This window comes from Streptomyces sp. NPDC005070 (assembly GCF_053600395.1).
Genome location: NZ_JBSFZS010000032.1, coordinates 1 through 21922, shown reverse-complemented (window position 1 = coordinate 21922; position 21922 = coordinate 1). Strand labels below are relative to the sequence as shown.

The window sequence follows — 21922 nt, the reverse complement described above, 5'->3', positions numbered from 1 at the left end:
AGGGCCGTAGAAAGAGCGGCCGGACACCAGCCGACCGACCGGTCAACCACCCGTAAGGGACAAAGGTGCCCGGCGTAACGGCGCACATGCATGGAGGACGTGACGTGGCGAACGACGCCAGCACCGTTTTCGACCTAGTGATCCTCGGCGGCGGTAGCGGCGGTTACGCCGCGGCGCTGCGCGGAGCGCAGTTGGGCCTGGACGTCGCCCTGATCGAGAAGGACAAGGTCGGCGGTACCTGCCTGCACCGTGGGTGCATCCCCACGAAGGCCCTGCTGCACGCGGGCGAGATCGCCGACCAGGCCCGCGAGAGCGCGCAGTTCGGCGTCAAGGCCACCTTCGAGGGCATCGACGTACCCGCCGTCCACAAGTACAAGGACGGGGTCATCTCGGGCCTGTACAAGGGTCTGCAGGGTCTCATCGCGTCCCGCAAGGTGACGTACATCGAGGGTGAGGGCCGTCTGTCCTCCCCGACCTCCGTCGACGTGAACGGCTCGCGGATCCAGGGCCGCCACGTGCTCCTCGCGACCGGCTCCGTGCCGAAGTCGCTGCCGGGCCTGGAGATCGACGGCAACCGCATCATCTCGTCGGACCACGCGCTCGTCCTGGACCGCGTGCCGCAGTCCGCGATCATCCTGGGCGGCGGCGTCATCGGCGTCGAGTTCGCCTCGGCGTGGAAGTCCTTCGGTGCCGAGGTGACGGTCATCGAGGGCCTCAAGCACCTCGTCCCGGTCGAGGACGAGAACTCCTCCAAGCTTCTTGAGCGCGCGTTCCGCAAGCGCGGCATCAAGTTCAACCTGGGCACCTTCTTCTCGAAGGCCGAGTACACCCAGAACGGCGTCAAGGTCACCCTCGCCGACGGCAAGGAGTTCGAGGCCGAGGTCCTGCTCGTCGCCGTCGGCCGCGGCCCGGTCTCGGCCGGTCTCGGCTACGAGGAGCAGGGCGTCGCGATGGACCGCGGCTACGTCCTGGTCGACGAGTACATGCGGACGAACGTCCCCACCATCTCCGCCGTCGGCGACCTCGTCCCGACGCTCCAGCTCGCGCACGTCGGCTTCGCCGAGGGCATGCTGGTCGCGGAGCGGCTGGCCGGTCTGAAGACCGTCCCGATCGACTACGACGGCGTCCCGCGCGTGACGTACTGCCACCCCGAGGTCGCCTCCGTGGGTATCACCGAGGCCAAGGCCAAGGAGATCTACGGTGCGGACAAGGTCGTCGCCCTCAAGTACAGCCTCGCGGGCAACGGCAAGAGCAAGATCCTCAACACCTCGGGCGAGATCAAGCTCGTCCAGGTGAAGGACGGTGCCGTGGTCGGCGTCCACATGGTCGGCGACCGCATGGGCGAGCAGGTCGGCGAAGCCCAGCTCATCTACAACTGGGAAGCGCTGCCCGCCGAGGTCGCCCAGCTCATCCACGCCCACCCGACGCAGAACGAGGCGCTCGGCGAGGCCCACCTCGCGCTCGCGGGCAAGCCGCTGCACGCGCACGACTGACCGGCCCGGCCGGGGGTTTCCCCGGCCGCCCGCCGTCCCAGTCACCGCGTCGAGCAGGGCTCGACGACGACCACAGACTTCCGCACTTCCCCGAGCCCTCGACCCCGGTCGGGCAGGGGAGACCCCAATAAGGAGCAACAGAAACCATGCCGGTTTCCGTAACCCTTCCGGCACTCGGTGAGAGCGTCACCGAGGGCACTGTCACCCGCTGGCTGAAGGCCGAGGGCGAGCGCGTCGAGGCCGACGAGCCGCTGCTGGAGGTGTCGACGGACAAGGTCGACACCGAGATCCCCTCCCCCGCCGCCGGCATCCTCGCGTCCATCAAGGTCGCCGAGGACGAGACCGTCGAGGTCGGCGCCGAGCTCGCCGTCATCGACGACGGCACGGGCGCGCCCGCCGCCGCCCCGGCTCCCGCCGCCGAGGCCCCGGCCGCCGCTCCGGCCGCCCCCGCCCCGGTCGCCGAGGCTCCCGCCGCTCCGGCTCCGGCCGCTGCCGCCCCCGCCGCTCCCGCAGGTGGCGCCTCCGGTACCGACGTCGTGCTGCCCGCGCTGGGCGAGTCGGTCACCGAGGGCACCGTCACCCGCTGGCTGAAGGCCGTCGGCGAGGAGGTCGCGGAGGACGAGCCGCTGCTCGAGGTCTCCACGGACAAGGTCGACACCGAGATCCCCGCGCCGGTCGCCGGCGTGCTGCTGGAGATCGTGGTCGGCGAGGACGAGACCGCGGAGGTCGGCGCGAAGCTGGCCGTCATCGGCGCTCCGGGCGCGGCTCCGGCCGCCGCCGCGCCGGCCGCCCCCGCTGCCCCCGCCGCTGCTCCCGCCGCCCCGGCCGCCCCCGCCGCCCCGGCCCCCGCCCCGGCTGCTCCGGCCGCCCCGGCCGCCGCCGCCCCGGCTCCGGTCCAGCCGGCCGCTCCGGTCGCGCCCGCCGCTCCGGCTCCGGCCCCCGCGCCGGTGGCCGCGCCCGCCCCCGTCACCCCGGCCCCGGCGCCCGCCGCGACCACCGGTGACGACGGCGCGTACGTGACCCCGCTGGTGCGCAAGCTCGCCGCCGAGAACGGCGTCGACCTGGCCGCCGTCAAGGGCACCGGCGTCGGCGGCCGTATCCGCAAGCAGGACGTCGTCGCCGCCGCCGAGGCCGCGAAGGCCGCCCTCGCCGCGCAGGCTCCGGCGGCTGCCGCCGCTCCGGCCGCCTCCGCCAAGAAGGCGCCGGTCCTGGAGGTCTCCCCGCTGCGCGGCCAGACCGTCAAGATGCCCCGCATCCGCAAGGTCATCGGCGACAACATGGTGAAGGCCCTGCACGAGCAGGCGCAGCTCTCCTCGGTCGTCGAGGTCGACATCACCCGGCTGATGAAGCTCCGCGCGCAGGCGAAGGACTCCTTCGCGGCCCGCGAGGGCGTCAAGCTCTCCCCGATGCCGTTCTTCGTGAAGGCGGCGGCCCAGGCGCTGAAGGCCCACCCGGCCGTCAACGCCCGGATCAACGTGGCCGAGGGCACGATCACCTACTTCGACACCGAGAACATCGGTATCGCGGTGGACTCGGAGAAGGGCCTGATGACCCCGGTCATCAAGCGTGCCGGCGACCTGAACATCGCCGGTATCGCCAAGGCCACCGCCGACCTGGCGGGCAAGGTCCGGGCGAACAAGATCACCCCGGACGAGCTGTCCGGCGCGACCTTCACCATCTCCAACACCGGCTCGCGCGGCGCGCTCTTCGACACGATCATCGTGCCGCCGAACCAGGTCGCGATCCTGGGCATCGGTGCCACCGTCAAGCGTCCGGCCGTCATCGAGACGGAAGAGGGCACCGTCATCGGCGTCCGCGACATGACGTACCTGACGCTCTCCTACGACCACCGTCTGGTGGACGGCGCCGACGCCGCCCGCTACCTGACCGCAGTCAAGGCGATCCTGGAGGCGGGCGAGTTCGAGGTCGAGCTCGGCCTGTAATCCGCACCGCCGGCATACGGCACGCTGACACGGCACCCCCGTCCGGACCTCCGGGCGGGGGTGCCGTGTTTCCGTGCCACCCGGGTTCCCCCGGCCGCCGATCTTCCGCCGCGCCCCGGGTTCCGCGATCACATCGACGGCACGAATCCCGACTTCACCCGGTACGAACCCGTACGGCCGGGAACACTCTGACAGCGTGTAAGTCTCGTCTCACCTGCGGGAAAGCGCCACCATGCGCCCCTCACCGACCGGGCCCCGGCCTTATTGTCTAAAGGTCAAGCCCCGGGTCCCGCCCGCCGCCCGGCCACCGCCCCTCATCGGGGCACTCCGTGCCACAGCATTGGATCTGCCCCTCCCAAAGGAGCCTTCATGACCGCGCCCGTCGTCCACTCGCTGCGCGAACAGATCCGCGAGCACATCGTGGAGGGGATCGTCAGCGGGCGCTGGAAGCCGGGCGAGCGGATCGTGGAGCGGCGGATCGCCACCGAGCTGGAGGTCAGCCAGACTCCGGTCCGCGAGGCGCTGCGCGAGCTGGAGTCACTGCGGCTGATCGAGTCGGCGCCGAACAAGGGCGTCCGGGTGCGCAATCTGACCGCCGCCGACCTGGAGGAGAGCTACCCCGTACGAGCCGGTCTGGAGGCCATCGCGGCGGAGCTGGCGGCCGGCAGGCTCGCGGAGGACTGCTCGGCCCTTGAACCGCATGTGGCGGCCCTGTACGAGGCCGACCGGCTGGCCGACGGTACCGGTCAGGTGCGGCACACCGTGGGCTTCCACCGCGAGCTCGTCCGGGCGGCCGGGAACTCCGTCCTCCTGCACACCTGGGAGGGCCTGGGCATCGAGGTCTTCACGGCCCTGTCCATCCGCTGGCTCGGGACCGTGCAGCAGTCGTACGCGGAGGAGCACGAGGCCCTCGTGGACGCCTTCCGACGGCGCGATCCGCAGATCGCCGACCTCGTGAAGGCCCACGTCCTCGGCTGCGCCCCGCGTCCCTGAGGCCGCGCCTCGCACCCCCGAGGGGCGCCCGGACAGCACCGGCACCCGGCATCGAAGGTGCCCGGACGACACCGGCGCAGGGGAGCACACCCCCGCTCAACCGTGCTCCCACCTGCGAAAACCGTCGATTTTCAAGGCACCCGGTGCCTGACTCCAAGGCACCCCGTGCCGACTTTCCGATCTGAAGAGGATTTCCCCCGGATTCCTTTGATCGATCATCGATCAGGGGGTTACAGTCCTCGACGGGCTCCTACAAGAGCCCGCCGCCCTGTCCTGCCATAGACCAAGGGCACCCCCGAATACCCCTTGCCGATGAGGGAACCCCCCTCCGCATCCGGAAGGCGGCGCAATGACCGACCCCACCGCAATCCAGCCGAGCGAGCTCGACCAGCTCCCGGACCGCGACCCCGAGGAGACCGCCGAATGGCAGGCCTCCCTGGACGCCGTCACCCAGGCGGCCGGACCGCACCGTGCCGCGTACCTGATGCGCCGCACGCTGGAGCGCGCCGAGGGCAACGGTCTCGCGCTGCCCAAGCTGCTTGAGACCGACCACGTCAACACCATCCCCACCGCCGCCGAGCCCGCCGTGGCCGGCGACGAGGCGATGGAGGCCCGGATCACCGCGTGGAACCGCTGGAACGCGGCCGCGATGGTGACCCGGGGCGCGAAGCACGGCGTCGGCGGCCACATCGCCACCTTCGCCTCCGCGGCCTGGCTCTACGAGACCGGCTTCAACCACTTCTTCAAGGGCAAGGAGGGTGACGGGTCCGGCGACCAGCTCTTCATCCAGGGCCACGCCTCTCCCGGCATCTACGCCCGCGCCTTCCTCGACGGCCGGCTGACCGAGCAGCACCTGGACAACTTCCGCCAGGAGTCCGGCGGCAGCGGCCTCCCGTCGTACCCGCACCCGCGCCGGCTGCCCTGGCTGTGGGAGTTCCCGACCGTCTCCATGGGCCTCGGCCCGCTGTCGGCGATCTACCAGGCCCGCTTCAACCGCTATCTGACCAGCCGTGGCATCAAGGACGTCTCGCAGTCCCACGTGTGGGCGTTCCTCGGTGACGGCGAGATGGACGAGCCGGAGTCGACGGCGGCACTCACGCTCGCCTCCCGCGAGGGTCTGGACAACCTGACCTTCGTCATCAACTGCAACCTCCAGCGCCTCGACGGCCCGGTCCGCGCGAACTTCAAGATCGTGCAGGAGCTGGAGGCGCGGTTCCGCGGTTCCGGCTGGAACGTCGTGAAGTCGCTGTGGGGCTCGGCCTGGGACGAGCTGTTCCAGCTCGACACCACGGGCGCGCTCGTACGCCGGCTGCGCGAGGTACCCGACGCGCAGGTGCAGACGTACCAGACCCGCGACGCCGCCTACATCCGCCAGGACTTCTTCGGCTCCGACCCGGCGCTCGTCGAGATGGCGAAGCTGATCGGCGACGACAAGATCATCGAGTGCTTCCGCACCTCCCGCGGCGGCCACGAGTCGCGCAAGGTGTACGCGGCCTACCGCGCCGCCGTGTCCCACAAGGGCGCGCCGACGGTGATCCTGGCCCAGACGGTCAAGGGCCACACCCTGGGCGAGGGCTTCGCGTCGAAGAACGCCAACCACCAGATGAAGAAGCTGTCCACGGACGAGTTCAAGCAGATGCGTGATCTGCTCGAACTGCCCATCTCCGACAGCCAGTTCGTCGACGGTGTGGTGCCCTACGGCCACCCGGGCGCCGACGCCCCCGAGGTCCGCTACCTCCAGGAGCGCCGCGCGGCCCTCGGCGGCCCGGCCCCGGCCCGCCGCACGCACGCCGTGGCCCCGCTGCCGGCCCCCGCCGACAAGACGTTCGCCTCCTTCGACAAGGGCTCCGGCACCCAGAACCTGGCGACGACGATGGCGTTCGTCCGTCTCGTCAAGGACCTGGTCCGCGACAAGCAGACCGGCCGCCGCTGGGTCCCGATCGTCCCGGACGAGGCCCGTACCTTCGGTATGGAGTCGCTCTTCCCCTCGCTCGGCATCTACTCGCCCAAGGGCCAGACGTACGAGCCGGTCGACCGCGACCAGCTCATGTACTACAAGGAGGCCACGGACGGCCAGATCCTCAACGAGGGGATCACCGAGGCCGGTTCCATGGCGGACTTCATCGCCGCGTCCACCGCGTACTCCACGCACGGCGAGACGATGATCCCCTTCTACATCTTCTACTCGATGTTCGGCTGGCAGCGCACGGCCGACCAGATGTGGCAGCTCGGCGACCAGCTCGGCCGCGGCTTCCTCGTCGGTGCCACGGCCGGCCGGACGACCCTGACCGGTGAGGGCCTGCAGCACGCCGACGGCCACTCCCCCGTCATCGCGGCGACCAACCCGGCGGCGCTGTCCTACGACCCCGCGTTCGCGTACGAGATCGCGGCGATCGTGAAGGACGGTCTGCGCCGGATGTACGGCGAGGCCGCCCCGGGCGAGGACCAGGACGTCTTCTACTACCTGACCGTCTACAACGAGCCGATGCCGCAGCCCGCCAAGCCGGCCGGTGTCGACGAGGGCATCCTCAAGGGCCTGTACCGCTTCAACACGGCGGAGTCGGCGGGCCTGAACGTGGCCGCGGCGAACGCCCCGCGCATCCAGCTCCTCGGCTCCGGCACGGCGATCCACTGGACGCTGGAGGCCCAGAAGCTGCTCGCCGAGGAGTGGGGTGTGGCCGCCGACGTGTGGTCCGCGACCTCCTGGACCGAGCTGCGCCGTGACGCGCTGGAGGCCGACGCGGCCCTGCTGCGCGGCGAGGAGCGGGTGCCGTTCGTCCGCCGGGCGCTCCAGGGCGCCGAGGGCCCGGTGCTCGCGGTCTCCGACTACATGCGCCAGGTCCCGGACCAGATCGCGCAGTGGGTCGAGCAGGACTGGTCCTCGCTCGGTGCCGACGGCTTCGGCCTCTCCGACACCCGTGCGGCGGCCCGCCGCCACTTCGGCGTGGACGCGCAGTCGATCGTCGTCGCCTCGCTGGCGCAGCTCGCCCGCCGCGGCGAGGTCAAGGCGTCGGCCGTGAAGGAGGCCCGGGAGCGCTACGGCCTGTAGTGCCCTGGAGGGTGACACGGAGAAGGGGTACGGCGGCCGCCGTACCCCTTCTCGGCTTTTCCGGCTGTCGGTGGTGCCCTCTCCTGCTTTCCCGGCTGTCGGTGGTGCCCGGCATCATGAACCCATGCGTGCCGCTCGTCTGATCAAGATGGTGCTGCTGCTCCAGACCCGCGCGTCGATGACCGCCGCCGAGCTGGCGCGGGAGCTGGAGGTGTCCGAGCGCACGGTCGCCCGGGACGCGCAGGCGCTGTCGGAGGCGGGGATCCCGGTCTACGCCGACCGGGGCCGGGCCGGCGGCTACCGCCTGGTGGGCGGGTACCGCACGCGGCTGACGGGGCTGGCGCGGAACGAGGCGGAGGCGCTGTTCCTGAGCGGGGTGCCGGGGGCGCTGCGCGCCATGGGTCTTCAGGACTCGGCGTCGGCGGCCCGGCTGAAGGTGTCGGCGGCGCTGCTGCCCTCGCTCCAGGACGCCTCGCGGTCGGCCGCGCAGCGGTTCCACCTGGACGCGCCCGCCTGGTTCAGCGAGCCGCGGACGCCCGGGCTGCTGCCCACGCTCGCGGACGCGGTGTGGGACGACCGCCCGGTCCTCGCGCGCTACCGGCGCGACGACGCGGAGGTGGAACGGACCCTCGAACCGTACGGGCTCGTACTGAAGGCGGGGCTCTGGTACCTGTGCGCGCGGGTGGCCGACGCGGGGGCATTCCGTGTCTACAGGATCGACCGGTTCACCGCGGTCGAGCCCGGCCCGGAGCGGTTCCGGCGGGACGACGGGTTCGACCTGCCGGCGTTCTGGGAGGAGCGGGCCGAGGAGTTCGCCCGGTCCGTCCTGCGGTCCGAGGTCGTCGTCCGGCTGTCCCCGGAGGGCGTGCGGATGCTGCCGTACGTCCTCGATCCCGCGTCGGCGAGGGAGGGGCTCGGCACGGCGGGCACCCCCGACGGGCGGGGCTGGGTGACCCTCACCCTGCCGGTCGAGTCCGAGGAGGTCGCCCGCGCGCAACTGCGGGGGCTCGGGCCCGAGGTGGAGGTGCTCGCTCCGGCGGCTCTGCGCGAGCGCTGCGCCGAGGACGCGGCCGGTGCGGCGGCGCTCTACCGGTCTCCGACCGCTTGAAATCCGTAGGAACCCGGCGGTTTTACCTTCGGCATGTGCATGCATAACAATCTGCTCCGCTCCACGTGCGTCGCTCCCGCCCAGGCCCGATGCTGGACCCGTGATGGACGAGACGGAGTTCTGGGAGCTGGTGGACACGACCCGCGAGACGGCCGAGGGAGACCCCGAGGAACAGGCGGATCTGCTCGTCGAGCGGCTCGTCCAGCTTGATCCGGACTCCGTCCTGGACTTCGCCCGGCACTTCGAGTCCCGCTACAACCGCGCGTACCGCTGGGATCTGTGGGGCGCCGCCTGGGTGCTGCTCGACGGGGCGAGCGACGACGCCTTCGACTTCTTCCGGTGCTGGCTGATCGGCCAGGGCCGGGACGTCTTCGAGGGGGCGATGCACGACCCCGACACGCTCGCCGAACTGCTGGACGACTTCGACGAGGAGATCGACGGCGACGGCGAGGAGCTGGGGTACGCGGCAGACGAGGCGTACGAGCAGCTCACCGGTGCCGTCGCGCCCGCTCTGGGCATCCCGGCCGCGGCCGCCGAGCCCGAGGGCACCCCGCTCGAGTTCGAGAACGAGTCGGTCGTCGCGGAGCGCTACCCCAAGCTGTGGGAGCGGTTCAGGGAGGACTGACGGGCCGAACGGGCCGGTGTGTCAGGGCGTGCCCGTGCGGCTCCGGAGTACGGCCTGCGGGCGCGTCCGGTCCGCGGGGATGTACGCCTGCGGACCGTCGGCTCGCGCCGTGTGGTGCCGCGGGGCCGCGTTGGCCTGGTCCAGCGCGGACGCCGTGACCGCCGCCGGGCCCAGGACGACCGTGACCACGGCGCACACCACCGCCCACGGCCCCCGCGCCGCCGTCCACGGCCCCCGTGCCGCCGTCACCCGGCCGCCGGACGGCTCCTCCGCCCGTGTGTCCTGTCCGCCCCTGGTGCGCCCCGCGTGCGCCCCGCTCTCCGCGCGGCGCGTGGGCCCCGTCCGACTGATCCTCATGATCCCCGCCTCCGGTCGGCGCGTACGGCACCGTGCGGCGCCGTACGTGGACGGTAGGGCGCCCGGCTCTGGGGACGCTGTGAGCCGCCGGGGGTGTGCCTGTGACCGGAGGCGCCGGGCGCTCAGCGGCCCTGGATGCGGGCGGCGAGCTCGCGGATGTCGGGGAGGCGGGCGCTGAGGGCGGCACCCGGGCAGCTCGTCATGAAGGCCGCGTCGTGGCCGGAGACGGTGGCGAGCACGGCGGCGGTGCCCGCGGCGTAGCGGCTGAGGCTGTTGCTGGAGACGAGACGGACCGTGCCCCGGGGGTCCGCCCCGCCGAGCCCGAGCTTCCAGGCCACGAGACGGGCGATCGCGTCGGTCATCGCCTTCGGCACCTGCGATCCCGCCGTGAAGGTGCCGATCGCGGCGATTCCGGCGGAGCGGTGGTTGAAGCCCTGGGTGTGCGCTCCGGTGACGGGCCGGTCGACCCCGCCCGCGCGGCCCTCGTAGATCGTGCCGCAGCGGTCGACGAGGAAGTTGTAGCCGATGTCGTCCCAGTCCTTGGCGCCCGTCTGGCCCGCGTACACGTCACGGATGATGCGGGGCACGTCGGCGCAGTCGTAGCCGTTCGGCGTGTCGGTGTGATGGATGAAGACCGCCACGACACGGTCGTCGTAGCGGGGCGGCGGCTGCTCGCGCGTGCTCGCGGTGTCCAGCCACGCCGTCCGCGGCACGATGGGCGGCCTGGCGACGGGACGGGGGACGGTGATCCGGGCCGCGACCGGGGGCGGGGTGGCGGCGCGGGACGCCGTGCGGTCCACCCCGGCCGCGCACATCACCAGCGCCAGGACCGCGAGCAGGCCGGGCGCGCATCCGAGGGCGATGAGGGCCGGTTTCGGGAGCCTCAGCGGCGCACGCCGGCGCGCGCCAGGCGGCACGGGCGCACGAGGGGCCCGCGCCGCCCGGCCGGTGCGCCTGTCGCGCGCCCGGGGCTCCGGGCGTCCGTGCCGCCCGTGCCGGGACGCCCGCTCCCCGCTCCGTATTCGAGGCCCCCGCGGATTCCGGAAGACACGCATGGAGCCACCCTGACCCGGATCCGCGCGGGCCGCGATGTGTGGTGTGCCACCTGGTGGAACCATCGGTCGTGTCCGGGACGTTTCTACAGGTCCACGGGTGTGTGGCCGTTTCCGCGGGCACCGAACGCGCGTGGCTGATCACTGGGCCCGCCCGGCGCGTACTAAGGGGCCCTAGAGAAAGGCGGCTCCGTGGACGTTCTCGACCTCCTGCTGGTGCTGGTCATCCTGGTCTACGCGGCCTCCGGGTACCGCCGCGGCCTGGTGGCCGGGTGTGTCTCGCTGGCCGGCTTCGTGGGCGGCGCCGTCATCGGCGTGTGGGTGCTGCCGTGGGTGATGGAGCTGGTCACGGCGGGAACACCGGCGGCGACGGTCACGGCGGTGCTGACGGTGCTGGTGCCCGGGGTCGTGGGCCACGAGCTGGCCGGGCGGCTGGCGCTGAAGCTGCGCCGCGAGCTGGACCAGGGGCCGCTGCGGGTGGCCGACGGGATCGGCGGAGCCGCGGCGAACACCGTCGCCGTGCTGCTGGTGGCCTGGGTGGCGGCGAGCGTCCTGGGCGCGTCCTCCTCGACGGTGGTGACGCAGTCGATCCGCAACTCGGCGCTGCTGGGCGCCGTGCAGAACTCGATGCCGGAGACCACGCCGACCTGGTTCTCGCGGGCGACGTCGGCCCTCACGGAGGCGGGCTTCCCGCAGGTCTTCAACCCGTTCGAGAACGAACCGACGGCCGGTGTCGCCAAGCCCTCCGGGGACAGTGTCACGCCCTCCGCGACGAACGCGGCCAAGCTGAGCACCGTGAAGGTCGAGGGCACCTCGGGCAACCAGGGCCGGGAGGGCAGCGGCTTCGTCTACGCCGCCCACCGCGTGATGACCAACGCGCACGTGGTGGCCGGGATCGACCGGCCGACCGTGCGGGTGGGCGGGGTCGGCCGCCCCTACCAGGCGCGGGTGGTGCTCTTCGATCCGCAGAAGGACGTCGCCGTCCTGTACGTGCCGGCGCTGCAGGCGCCCGTCCTCCACTTCGACGGGGTCGCCTCGCGCGGCGACTCCGCGGTGGTCGCGGGCTACCCGCAGGACGGCGGTCTCGACCTCCAGGCGGCCACCGTCGCGAGCCGCATCAACGCGACGGGCCAGAACATCTACAACTCCGGCACGGTCACCCGCGAGATCTACTCGATCCGCTCGACCGTCCGTCCCGGCAACTCCGGCGGTCCGCTGCTGAGCACCGGCGGCAAGGTGTACGGCGTGGTCTTCGCGCGTTCGACCTCGGACCCCGAGACCGGTTACGTCCTGACGGCGCACGAGGTCGCGGGCGACGCCCGCAAGGCGGCCCACGCCACGGCCCGCGTGGACACGGGCGACCTCGTCACGTCCTGACCGGGAGCGGCCCGCATCCGGCCGGGTCCGCGGGCCGCTCCCGGCGTACGCTCTCCGCGTGAGCAGCCAGCCGCCCGAGGCACCCGCACCGTCGCTGACCGAGCGCCGCAAGGCGGCCACCCGGCTCGACATCGCGCGCGCGGCGGCCGAGCTCTTCACGGAGCGCGGTCCGGACGGCACCACGGCGGAGGACATCGCCCGCAGGGCCGGGGTGGGGCCGCGCACCTTCTACCGCTACTTCCGCGACAAGCGGGACGCCGTGGGCCCGCTGCTCGCGGCGGGCGGCGACCACTGGCGTGCGCTGCTTGCGGCGACGGAGCCGGGCACGGCCCTGCCGGCGGCGCTGGAGCGGGCGATCCGGGAGGCGCTGGCCGCCCCCGACCCCCACGCGGCGGAGCGGCTGGAGCAGACCCGCGCGCTGCTGCGGGCGGCCACCGGCGATCCCGCGCTGCGCTCGGTCTGGTACCGGGTGAACCAGGAGTCGGAGGAGCTGCTGGTCCCGGTGACGGCCCGGCTGGCGGGCAGCGGCGCGGACCCGCTGGAGTCCCGGCTGGCCGCCGCCGCGGCGACGGCCGCGATCCGGATCGCCCTGGAGACCTGGGCGGCCACGGACGCGCCGGCCGAGGGACCGGGTTCACCCGCCGAACTGGCCGTCCGCTGTCTGCGTCACCTCATGGCCGGCCCGCACCCGTCGCCCACCGACGGCGCGTACCCGTCGGGGCCGGCGGCGCGCCACGGACGGGACCCGTCAAGGCGGTGAGATCCGGTCAGAGCGGGCGCCCCATCAGGACGTCGTCCACGTAGGCGCCGTCCAGCAGGAACTCCCCGGGCAGGATCCCCTCGACGACGAACCCCTCGGACTCGTACAACGCGCGCGCCGGGGTGTTGTGGCCGAGCACGCGCAGCGTGATGCGCCGGGCCCCCTGACGGCCGGCCTCCTCGCGTGCCGCCCGCAGCAGCGCGCGGCCCACCCCGGCGCCGCGGGCCTCGTCGGCGACGGCGAGTCCGAGGATCTGCCGGACATGCGCGTTGCAGGCCAGCGGGGTCGGGAAGCCCAGCCGGAGGTACCCCACGAGGCGGCCGTCGAGCTCGGCGACGACATGGTCCCGGGGGCCGAACCGCTCGCTGTAGAAGGGTTCGTACGGCGGCCGGGGACGCGGCATGACGGCATGCAGCGTGGACCAGGTGTCGCGGTCGATCCGGCCGAGCGCGTCCTCGTCGTCCAGGGTGGCGGTGCGTATCCGCGGAGCTGACATACCGGTCACTGTACGGCCGCCGCGCTGCGGTCCTTTCCGTGAAGTCCGAGGCGGCGCGGGCAGGATGGACCCATGAGCGACTCACCGCTGTCCCCGGGTTCCCGCATCGTGATCGCCGGCGCGTCCGGTCTGATCGGTTCCGCGCTGGCGCGCTCCCTGAGCGCCGAGGGGCACGAGGTGGTCCGGCTCGTGCGCCGTGAGCCGCGGTCGCCGGACGAGATCCGCTGGGATCCGCAGCGGCAGCGGATCGACGCGGTGGGACTCATCGGCTGTGCGGCGGTGGTCAATCTGGCGGGGGCCCCGGTCGCGGGGCGGCCGTGGACGCGTACGTACAAGCGGATGATCCGGGACAGCCGGGTGCTCGGGACGGTGACGCTCGCGGAGGCGGTGGCCTCGCTCGACGAACCGCCGCGGGTCTTCGTCAACGGGAGCGCGATCGGGTTCTACGGTGACACGGACGGCCGCGCGGTGGACGAGTCGGCACCGCCCGGGGACGGTTTCCTGTCGTCCGTCTGTGTGGAGTGGGAGGAGGCGACGGCTCCCGCGCAGGAGGCGGGGGTACGCACGGTGATCCCCAGGACCGGGCTCGTGGTGGCCCGTGAGGGCGGGGCCTGGGCGAGGCTGATTCCGCTGTTCAAGGCGGGTGCCGGGGGGCGGATGGGGAACGGACGCCAGTACTGGAGCTACATCGCGCTGCACGACGAGGTGGCCGCGATCCGGCATCTCATCGACACGGAGTCGCTGTCCGGGCCGGTGAACCTGACCGCCCCCGACCCGCTCACGAACGGCGAGATCACCGAGGCCATGGGGCGTGTCCTGCACCGCCCGACCCTGCTGACCGCCCCCGCCCCGCTCCTGCGGCTCGCCCTCGGGGACATGGCCGAGGACGTCCTGGGCAGCCAGCGCGTCCTGCCCACCCGCCTCCTGGAGTCGGGCTTCACCTTCGCGTTCCCCTCGATCGAGGCGACACTTCGAGCCGCCCTGGGCTGAGGAACGCCTCTCCGGGCCCCAGAGTCTCCGGGCATCGCCCCCGGGCGGAGGCGAAGGCTCCAGGCACCTCCCTGGACAGGCCCCTCCCAGGACGGCCGCCTCCCCGGATGTGCGCCTCCCCGACTGGCTTCCGGTCGGCGCGCCGGCCTCGGGCGCTCGGACAGGGCTCGGCGGCCCGATCCGCCGGGCTCGGCACCGGGTGCCACCGCGTCAGTCCTGGGCCGCCCGAGGCGCCCGGGTCGGTCCCCGCGGGGTCAACCACCCCCACCGGGCGGGCACATGCACCCCCCATGCACCCGTGCACGGCCGCCGCGCGGCTTCCCCCGGGCGGCCGAACCTCGCACCCTCGATCCGAACTCGGGCATTCCAGAAGCGTGTTGGGGGCATGACGTCCCCACCGGCCGCGCAACCTCGAGGAGGGGCACGTGCTAGAGCCCGCACGCCACGCCACGCACACGGCGGAGATCACGGAAGACGTCGACGTCGTCGTCGTGGGAGCCGGTGTCGCCGGCCTCGCGGCCGCACGGCATCTGACCGGGGCGGGGCTGAGGACCGCCGTCCTGGAGGCCGCCCCTCATGTGGGCGGGCGCATGTCCACGGAGAAGGTGGACGGCTTCCGGCTGGACCGGCTCGGCCGGCTCCTGTCCACCTCGTACCCGGAACTGCGCCACACTCCGGGCCTGGGCGGCCTCGCCCTGTGCCCGTTCTCGCCGGGCGTGCTGCTGCACAGCGACGGCCACCGCCATCACACGGGCACGCCCAGCGCTCCCCGGAGCGCGAGGGGCGCACTCACCACCGCACGCGCCCTCGCGAGCGCCCCCCGGCTTCCGCTGCCCCGGCCCGCGCGCGGCACCACCCGCCCCGGACCGCTCGGCAGCCCCCTCGATCAGGCCCGGCTGAGCGCGGCCCTCGCGCGGCTCGCCGCCACCACGCCGGAGCGTCTGCTCGCCCGCCCCGACCTCACCGCGGCGAAGGCGCTGACCGCCCGGGGGCTTCCGGCCCGTACGGTCGAAACCTTTCTGCGCCCCCTCCTCGCGGCCCTGCTGTGCGACCCGGAGCTGCGGACGTCGAGCCGTTGCGCCGACCTCGCGCTGCACTCCTTCGCGACGGGCCGGCTGTGTCTGCCCGAAGGCGGCGCGGACGCGCTCCCTGAGCTGCTCGCCGCCGGCCTTCCGCCCGGCACCGTGCACACGGGCGTCCAGGTCACCGCCGTATCCACGACCCGGGTCACGACGAAGGACCACGGCGAACTGCGGTGCCGGGCCATCCTGCTGGCGACCGGGGCCCGCGCCGCCGCCGGGTTCCTGCCCGGGCTGCACGTGCCCGCCTTCCATCCGGTGACCGTCCTGCACCACACCACGGACGAACCGCCGCTCACCGATCCGGCGCTGCTCCTGGACGCCGACCGGAGCGGGCCGGTGGCGCACACGGCGGTCGTCAGCCAGGTCGACCCGACCCGCGCGCCCGCGGGCCGCGCCCTGATCTCCTCGACCGTGCTCGGCACCCCGCCCGCCGCGGCCCATCTGGACGCGACGGTCCGCGCCCAGCTCGCCCGTCTCTACGGCACGTCGACGAGCCGCTGGGAACTGCTGGCGGTCCATCACGAGCCGGAGGCGGTCCCGGCGATGCCGCCGCCGCACGATCCGCGCCGCCCCGTACGGCTGCTCGCGGGCCTGTACGTGTGCGGTGACCACCGGGACACCAGCACCGTGCAGGGCGCCCTGCACTCGGCCCGGCGGGCAGCCCACGCCCTCCTGACCGACCTGGAAGTCCGCACCCCCGCCCTGTCGGCCGAACCCCTGGAACCCGCCGCGGCCTGACCCACCCACACCCTGCAACTCCGGCCCGGAGCCCACAACGCCGACGCCGACCCCCACAACTCCGGCCCGGAGCCTCACGACTTCGGCGCCGGAGCCTCACAACTTCGGCGCCGGGTCCCGCAACTCCGGCACGGGGCTCCGGAGCTCCGGGACCCGGCGCACGAGGCCCGCGGGCCTGCCGGGCCTGCGCCCTCCGGGTCCTCCGGGTTCTCCGGGTTCTCCGGGTTCTCCGGGGCCGGGGACGCCGCTTCCGGGCGGGGGACGCCGACCACTGGCGGGCGAAGCCCGACTTCCGGAGGGCGGGCCCCGGCTCCGGCCGGCGGACCCGCTCCCCGGGGGAGGACACGCTCGGCAGGACAGACCTCCGCACCTCCGCTCCGGGCAGGCGGACCCGAATCCCGAAAGGCGGACCCGAACCTCCGAACGACAAACCCCAGCCCCGGCGGGCGGGCCCCACTCCCGCCCGCCGGACCCGGGCCCCGACGGGCGAACCCCGGCCCGGAAGGCGGCTCGGGGACCGGAGGGCAATCCGCGATTCCGGCAGGTGGACCCCGCCCCGGGGAAGCGGCCCCGCCACGGCGGGGCAACCCCTGCTCCGGTGGGCCGGTATGCGGGTGCCGGGGGCGGACTCCCGCCCCCGGTGCGCGCGTCGGGCTTCCCGGTCTCCGGTTCCCCAGGCCGGAGACCGGGGACGGACCGGGCCGGAGACGCGGGGCCCGGCACGCGCGTCCGGACCCGCGCGACACCGTGCCCCCGCCGGACAGGCCCCGTTCAGCTCAGCGCGGCCACCTTGTCGCGGTAGCCGCGGACGGGAGCGGCGTCCTTGTACGGTTCGAGCCGTTTCTCGAAGTCCCGTACGTACTCGACGGCCCGCGCCGACCGCATCTCGGCCGCCTGCCCCGCGGCCTCCGCGCCGAGCAGACAGGCCTGGTCGAGCTCACCGAGCCCGAGCCGCGCCGTAGCGAGCACCACCCGGCAGAACAGCCGGCTGCGCGCGTAACCGGGCGCCCGCAGTTGCAGCGAGCGTTCGGCGTGCTGCGCCGCCGCCCGGAACTGCTGAAGGTCCCGGTGGCAGTGCCCGAACTCGTCGGCGAGCTGCGCCTCGTCGAAGTACCGGGCCCAGTGCGGGACCTCGTCGCCGGTCCGGGACGCCTCCAGCGCGCGCTCGGCCCGGACCAGGGAGGCCGTGCAGGCCCGCACCTCGCCGAGCACCCCGTGCCCGCGCGCCTCGACGGCGTGCAGCAGCGCCTGCACGACGTGCGGCCCCCCGGAGCCGAGGCCCTGCTGCGCGACCCGCGCGAGCTGCACGGCCTCACGTCCGTGCCCGAGGTAGACGGCCTGCCGGCTCATCGTGATGAGCACGTACGAGCCGTACACCCGGTCCCCCGCCGCCTGCGCCAGCCGCAGCGCCTGGACGAAGTACCGCTGCGCGAGTCCGTGCGCGCCGATGTCGTACGACGTCCAGCCGGCGAGCCGGGTGAGGTCGGCGGCGGCGGCGAACAGGTGGCGGCCGGTCTGCTCGCCGTACGCGCCGCGCAGCATCGGCTCGGCCTCGTGCTCCAGGTAGCGGACCAGCGCCTGGCGCGCGTGGCCGCCGCCGTAGGCGTGGTCGAGGGCGCGGAAGAGTTCACCGACCGAGCGGAGCGCGGCGATGTCCCCGCCGGTGACCCGCTGGCCGGGGCCCCGCTCGGTCCGGCCGCGCCGGGAGGCGGGTCCCCCCTGCTCGGGCGGTGCCGTGAGTTTGGGCGGGGCCGGGCGGCCCTGGGCGGGGATGCGGGAGGGCTGCTCGCCGCGGGCGACCCGGTCGTCGGCCCGGCCGATCAGCCAGTCCCGGCTGGGCACGACGAGCCCGGCCGGGGTGAAAGCGATCTTGCGGAGCTCGGCGTGGCTTCCGGAGTCCTTGCGCCACAGGCCGCTGACGATGTCCACGGCCTCCTCGGGGGTCGCGGCGAATTCGAGCCCCGCGTACACGGGGGCGCAGGCGTCGAGCCCGAGGTCCTGCGCGCTCAGGCGCCGGCCCAGGCGTCGGGTGAACACCTCGGCGATGAGCGCGGGGGTGGTCCCGCGGGGCTGCTGGCCCCGCAGCCACCGGGTCACCGAGGTCTTGTCGTATCTCAGGTCCAGTCCGTGTTCGAGTCCGAGCTGGTCCACGCGACGGGCGAGACCTGCGTTGGAGAACCCCGCTTCTGCGATGAGCGCGGCGAGCTGTCGATTGGGCGTGCGCTGCGCGGGTCGTTCCGTCATCTGCGGTGCGGTCTCCTGCCTTCGGGTCTCCAGGGGTTCTCGGGGCGGCGTGAGAGCGTGCTCGCGCCTCCCCGAGGCCCCCCTGTGCCCGGATTGCCTGTGAGCAGCCCTTATGGCCTCGTGAACGGCGCGAATGTAGCGGAGCGTGAGCACGTCATCGCACACATCGACATTCATTCATCCGATCGTGTGAGGATTGACCGTCGAGCTGACGCGGATCGGACGGACGTACAGTGGCGTGGGCGCGCCACGGACCTGACGAAAGGTTCCTCCGCGTGCCCCGCACGGGGATCACCACGTGCCCAAAGGAAGCTTCTAGGGAGGCGCTTGCCGTGAGTGGGTTGCGGTTCGTCCGCATGGGATTCGGTGCCGAGGCCGTCGAGTACCAGGAGGCGTGGGACGAGCAGCGCCGTGTGCACGCCGCCCGGTTCCTGGACGAGATCCCCGACACCTGTCTGCTCCTGGAGCACCCCCCGGTGTACACCGCGGGCCGGCGCACGGCGGACAACGAGCGGCCCCTGGACGGCACTCCCGTCATCGACGTGGACCGCGGCGGCAAGATCACCTGGCACGGTCCTGGCCAGCTCGTCGGCTACCCCATCCAGAAGCTCCCGCGTCCCGTGGACGTCGTAGCCCATGTACGCCGTCTGGAAGAGGCCCTCATCCGCACCTGTGCCGAGTTCGGCCTGGAGACGAGCCGGGTCGAGGGCCGCAGCGGCGTCTGGGTCCTCGGTGACGCCAAGGACCCCGCCCAGGGGGCCTCCGCGCTCGGGGGCCTCTCCCTCGATTTCGATCCCCGGCTCCAGGACGAGGAGTTCGACCCCCGGCTCAACGGCCCGGAGTACGCCCCGTCCAACGCCGGCCAGCGCCGCGAGGACCGCAAGATCGCCGCGATCGGCATCCGCGTCGCCAAGGGCGTCACCATGCACGGTTTCGCGCTGAACGTGAACCCGGACAACGCCTGGTTCGACCGGATCATCCCGTGCGGCATCCGCGACGCGGGTGTCGCCTCGCTCGCGGGCGAGCTGGGCCGCGACGTGACCATCGACGAGGTCCTGCCGGTGGCCGAGAAGCACCTCAGGGACATCCTGGCGGACGCGGACCTCAAGCCGCGCGTCGTGGAACGCACTCCGGCCTGAGCCCCGCGTGACCCCGTGGGGCGCGGCGCCCGCCCGGGCCCCGGGCCGCACGGCGGAACACCTCCGGGAATGCACCCCCGCTCCCGAAGGTTGCCCACCTCGGGGGCCGAGCACCGCACGGGCGTACCCTGGTGTACGCCGAAGAATCGAAGTTACAGGGAGCCGATGTGTCCGCAGTCGCACCCGACGGACGCAAGATGCTGCGCCTGGAGGTCCGGAACAGCCAGACCCCCATCGAGCGCAAGCCCGAGTGGATCAAGACCCGGGCGAAAATGGGCCCCGAGTACACGAAGATGCAGGCGCTCGTGAAGAGCGAGGGCCTGCACACGGTCTGCCAGGAGGCGGGCTGCCCCAACATCTACGAGTGCTGGGAAGACCGCGAGGCCACCTTCCTCATCGGCGGTGACCAGTGCACGCGGCGCTGCGACTTCTGCCAGATCGACACCGGCAAGCCGGAGGCCCTGGACCGCGACGAGCCGCGCCGCGTCGGTGAGTCCGTCGTCACGATGGACCTGAACTACGCCACGATCACCGGCGTCGCCCGCGACGACCTGGAGGACGGCGGCGCGTGGCTGTACGCGGAGACGGTCCGCCAGATCCACGCGCAGACGGCGGGCCGCGAGGCCGGACGCACCAAGGTCGAACTGCTCGCCCCGGACTTCAACGCCGAGCCCGAGCAGCTCGCCGAGGTCTTCTCCTCGCGCCCCGAGGTCTTCGCCCACAACGTCGAGACGGTCCCGCGGATCTTCAAGCGGATCCGTCCGGGCTTCCGCTACGAGCGCTCGCTCAAGGTCATCACCGAGGCCCGTGACTACGGTCTGGTCACGAAATCCAACCTGATCCTCGGCATGGGCGAGACCCGCGAAGAGGTCAGCGAGGCGCTCCGGCAGCTCCACGAGGCGGGCTGCGAGCTCATCACGATCACGCAGTACCTGCGCCCCTCCGTGCGCCACCACCCCGTGGAGCGCTGGGTCAAGCCGCAGGAGTTCGTGGAGCTCAAGGAGGAGGCCGAGGAGATCGGCTTCTCCGGCGTCATGTCGGGCCCGCTGGTCCGCTCCTCGTACCGGGCCGGCCGCCTGTATCAGATGGCCATCGAGAAGCGCGGCGCGTACGTCGCCTCCCAGGCGGTCTGATCCCCCGAACGGCACACGTTGCGAAAGGAAAGCGGTGGCACTCGGTGCCACCGCTTTCGTGTGAATCCGCGCACAAGCAACTCGCCCTTCACAACGGCCCGTTCACACCCCCTCGGGGCATCCCCGCAGTTGAACGCCGCATCAGGAACGGGTCAGGAAAACGACCCGCGGTATCAAGGTTTCATTGGTGTTTGACCGCTCGGTCACGTACTGGTAACACCAATCAGTGACTCTGGTTCCACGTCACACCCGTCCCCGTCCGAGCCGTCGATCCCGAGGGGGGATCTCCATCATGCAGGCCGCGCCCGTACGCGCCACCGCGATTCCGTCGTTCACCGATGCACTGCGTGCCGTCGAGTCGTTGCTCATGAGCAGTGGGCAGCGCACCGCCCGCCGCAACGCCTGGACCTCCGTCCTGGAGGACCGCCGCCGGGCCAAGGACCGCGTCGAGGCGCAGCGCGTGCTGGAATCCGTCTCGCACTCCTGAACGACGTGCCTCCGGCCACCGCTCCCCCGGCGGAGCGGTCCACGTCACGTCGTACCGCCGTCGTCCGCGCCTTCCGGGCCACGTAGACTCATGGCATGGCGAGGAAGGAACCCGCAGCGGACGCTGCGAACCCCGGGCGACTCAAGCAGATCGCTCAGACGTACAAAATGACCCGCAAGGCCGATTCCAGGATCGGTCTTGTACTCGCGGCTGTCGGAATTCTCACCCTCGGTGTCTTCCTCGCGATCGGCTTCTTGATCGGCCACCCCGTCTATCTCGGGATTCTCGGGCTTCTGCTCGCCTTCCTCGCGACGGCGATCGTCTTCGGACGCAGGGCCGAGCGGGCCGCCTTCGGGCAGATGGAAGGCCAGCCGGGCGCTGCCGCGGCGGTGCTCGACAACATCGGCCGGGGCTGGACCACGACTCCGGCGGTGGCGATGAACCGCAGCCAGGACGTGGTGCACCGTGCGGTCGGCAAGGCCGGCATCGTGCTGGTGGCCGAGGGCAACCCGAACCGGGTGAAGACCCTGCTGGCCGCCGAGAAGAAGAAGATGGCGCGGATCGTCGCGGACGTCCCGGTGCACGACATTCTCGTGGGCACCGGCGAGGGCCAGGTGGAGCTGAAGAAGCTCCGCACGACGATGCTGAAGCTGCCGCGTGTGCTCGCCGGTCCCCAGGTGACCGCGACCAACGACCGGCTGCGCGCGATGGGCGACCTGATGAGCAACATGCCGCTGCCGAAGGGCCCGATGCCCAAGGGCATGCGGATGCCTCGCGGCGGCCCGAAGCGGTGACGCTCGCGCTCGCTTGACCAGTCCTACGGCGGTGGGGCGCCCGGAGATCTACATATCTGAAA

The 21922-nt window shown here is 72.8% G+C and carries 18 protein-coding genes; 14 read left to right on the top strand and 4 right to left on the bottom strand.

The window, feature by feature from the left end; genetic code table 11:
- Positions 1-104 precede the first annotated feature (104 nt).
- The 6 genes from lpdA to ACWEBX_RS13550 all read left to right on the top strand — a co-directional run bounded on the left by lpdA (position 105) and on the right by ACWEBX_RS13550 (position 9211).
- Complete coding sequence (lpdA, locus tag ACWEBX_RS13575; RefSeq protein ID WP_451885026.1) at positions 105-1493, top strand: dihydrolipoyl dehydrogenase; 1389 nt, start codon at positions 105-107, stop codon at positions 1491-1493.
- A 146-nt stretch (positions 1494-1639) separates the two neighbouring features.
- Entirely contained in the window at positions 1640-3436 is a 1797-nt protein-coding gene (gene sucB, locus ACWEBX_RS13570; protein WP_451885025.1) for a 2-oxoglutarate dehydrogenase, E2 component, dihydrolipoamide succinyltransferase, read from the top strand.
- Positions 3437-3805: 369 nt separating this feature from the next.
- On the top strand, positions 3806-4429 hold the full coding sequence (locus ACWEBX_RS13565; RefSeq protein WP_355765485.1) for a GntR family transcriptional regulator: 624 nt from the start codon (positions 3806-3808) through the stop codon (positions 4427-4429).
- 349 nt (positions 4430-4778) lie between these two features.
- Complete coding sequence (gene aceE, locus ACWEBX_RS13560) at positions 4779-7478, top strand: pyruvate dehydrogenase (acetyl-transferring), homodimeric type (protein ID WP_451885024.1); 2700 nt, start codon at positions 4779-4781, stop codon at positions 7476-7478.
- A gap of 124 nt (positions 7479-7602) precedes the next feature.
- Positions 7603-8586: a helix-turn-helix transcriptional regulator gene (locus ACWEBX_RS13555; protein ID WP_451885023.1), complete on the top strand. Its 984-nt coding sequence runs from the start codon at positions 7603-7605 to the stop codon at positions 8584-8586.
- A gap of 103 nt (positions 8587-8689) precedes the next feature.
- Complete coding sequence (locus ACWEBX_RS13550; protein WP_355765523.1) at positions 8690-9211, top strand: DUF4240 domain-containing protein; 522 nt, start codon at positions 8690-8692, stop codon at positions 9209-9211.
- 21 nt (positions 9212-9232) lie between these two features.
- Here the strand turns inward: ACWEBX_RS13550 and ACWEBX_RS13545 are convergent, their stop codons facing one another.
- Both ACWEBX_RS13545 and ACWEBX_RS13540 read right to left on the bottom strand, forming a co-directional pair.
- Complete coding sequence (locus tag ACWEBX_RS13545) at positions 9233-9568, bottom strand: hypothetical protein (RefSeq protein ID WP_451885022.1); 336 nt, start codon at positions 9566-9568, stop codon at positions 9233-9235.
- 122 nt (positions 9569-9690) lie between these two features.
- Complete coding sequence (locus ACWEBX_RS13540) at positions 9691-10383, bottom strand: peptidoglycan recognition protein family protein (RefSeq protein ID WP_451885061.1); 693 nt, start codon at positions 10381-10383, stop codon at positions 9691-9693.
- Positions 10384-10812: 429 nt separating this feature from the next.
- Here ACWEBX_RS13540 and ACWEBX_RS13535 point away from each other — a divergent pair, with 429 nt between their 5' ends.
- Positions 10813-11997, top strand: coding sequence for a MarP family serine protease (locus ACWEBX_RS13535; RefSeq protein WP_451885021.1), 1185 nt, complete (start codon positions 10813-10815; stop codon positions 11995-11997).
- Positions 11998-12055: 58 nt separating this feature from the next.
- The gene (locus ACWEBX_RS13530; RefSeq protein ID WP_451885020.1) at positions 12056-12757 is read left to right on the top strand and encodes a TetR/AcrR family transcriptional regulator; all 702 of its coding nucleotides are present in this window, start codon (positions 12056-12058) and stop codon (positions 12755-12757) included.
- Between the two features lie 7 nt (positions 12758-12764).
- On the opposite strand, the gene ACWEBX_RS13525 is transcribed toward ACWEBX_RS13530, so the two are convergent.
- Positions 12765-13253 carry an N-acetyltransferase family protein gene (locus tag ACWEBX_RS13525; protein ID WP_451885019.1) on the bottom strand — a complete coding sequence of 163 codons (489 nt, stop codon included), beginning with the start codon at positions 13251-13253 and terminating at the stop codon, positions 12765-12767.
- Positions 13254-13325: 72 nt separating this feature from the next.
- Between ACWEBX_RS13525 and ACWEBX_RS13520 the strand changes: the two genes are divergently transcribed.
- The gene (locus tag ACWEBX_RS13520; protein ID WP_451885018.1) at positions 13326-14243 is read left to right on the top strand and encodes a TIGR01777 family oxidoreductase; all 918 of its coding nucleotides are present in this window, start codon (positions 13326-13328) and stop codon (positions 14241-14243) included.
- 425 nt (positions 14244-14668) lie between these two features.
- A complete protein-coding gene (locus ACWEBX_RS13515) occupies positions 14669-16063 on the top strand; it encodes an NAD(P)/FAD-dependent oxidoreductase (RefSeq protein ID WP_451885017.1) in 1395 nt (464 codons plus the stop codon).
- Positions 16064-16834: 771 nt separating this feature from the next.
- Here ACWEBX_RS13515 and ACWEBX_RS13510 read toward each other — a convergent pair.
- Positions 16835-18307, bottom strand: a complete 1473-nt coding sequence (locus tag ACWEBX_RS13510; protein ID WP_451885016.1) for a regulator — start codon at positions 18305-18307, stop codon at positions 16835-16837.
- Positions 18308-18639: 332 nt separating this feature from the next.
- On the opposite strand from ACWEBX_RS13510, the gene lipB reads away from it, so the two are divergent.
- From lipB to ACWEBX_RS13490, 4 genes are all read left to right on the top strand, one after another.
- Positions 18640-19446, top strand: coding sequence for a lipoyl(octanoyl) transferase LipB (gene lipB / locus ACWEBX_RS13505; RefSeq protein WP_451885015.1), 807 nt, complete (start codon positions 18640-18642; stop codon positions 19444-19446).
- 167 nt (positions 19447-19613) lie between these two features.
- Positions 19614-20579 (top strand): lipoyl synthase, encoded by a 966-nt coding sequence (lipA, locus tag ACWEBX_RS13500; RefSeq protein WP_328453235.1) that lies wholly within the window; start codon positions 19614-19616, stop codon positions 20577-20579.
- Between the two features lie 292 nt (positions 20580-20871).
- Entirely contained in the window at positions 20872-21066 is a 195-nt protein-coding gene (locus ACWEBX_RS13495; protein ID WP_103553051.1) for an SCO2195 family GlnR-regulated protein, read from the top strand.
- A 95-nt stretch (positions 21067-21161) separates the two neighbouring features.
- Positions 21162-21860 (top strand): DUF4191 domain-containing protein, encoded by a 699-nt coding sequence (locus ACWEBX_RS13490; protein WP_451885014.1) that lies wholly within the window; start codon positions 21162-21164, stop codon positions 21858-21860.
- The last annotated feature ends 62 nt before the right edge of the window (positions 21861-21922 follow it).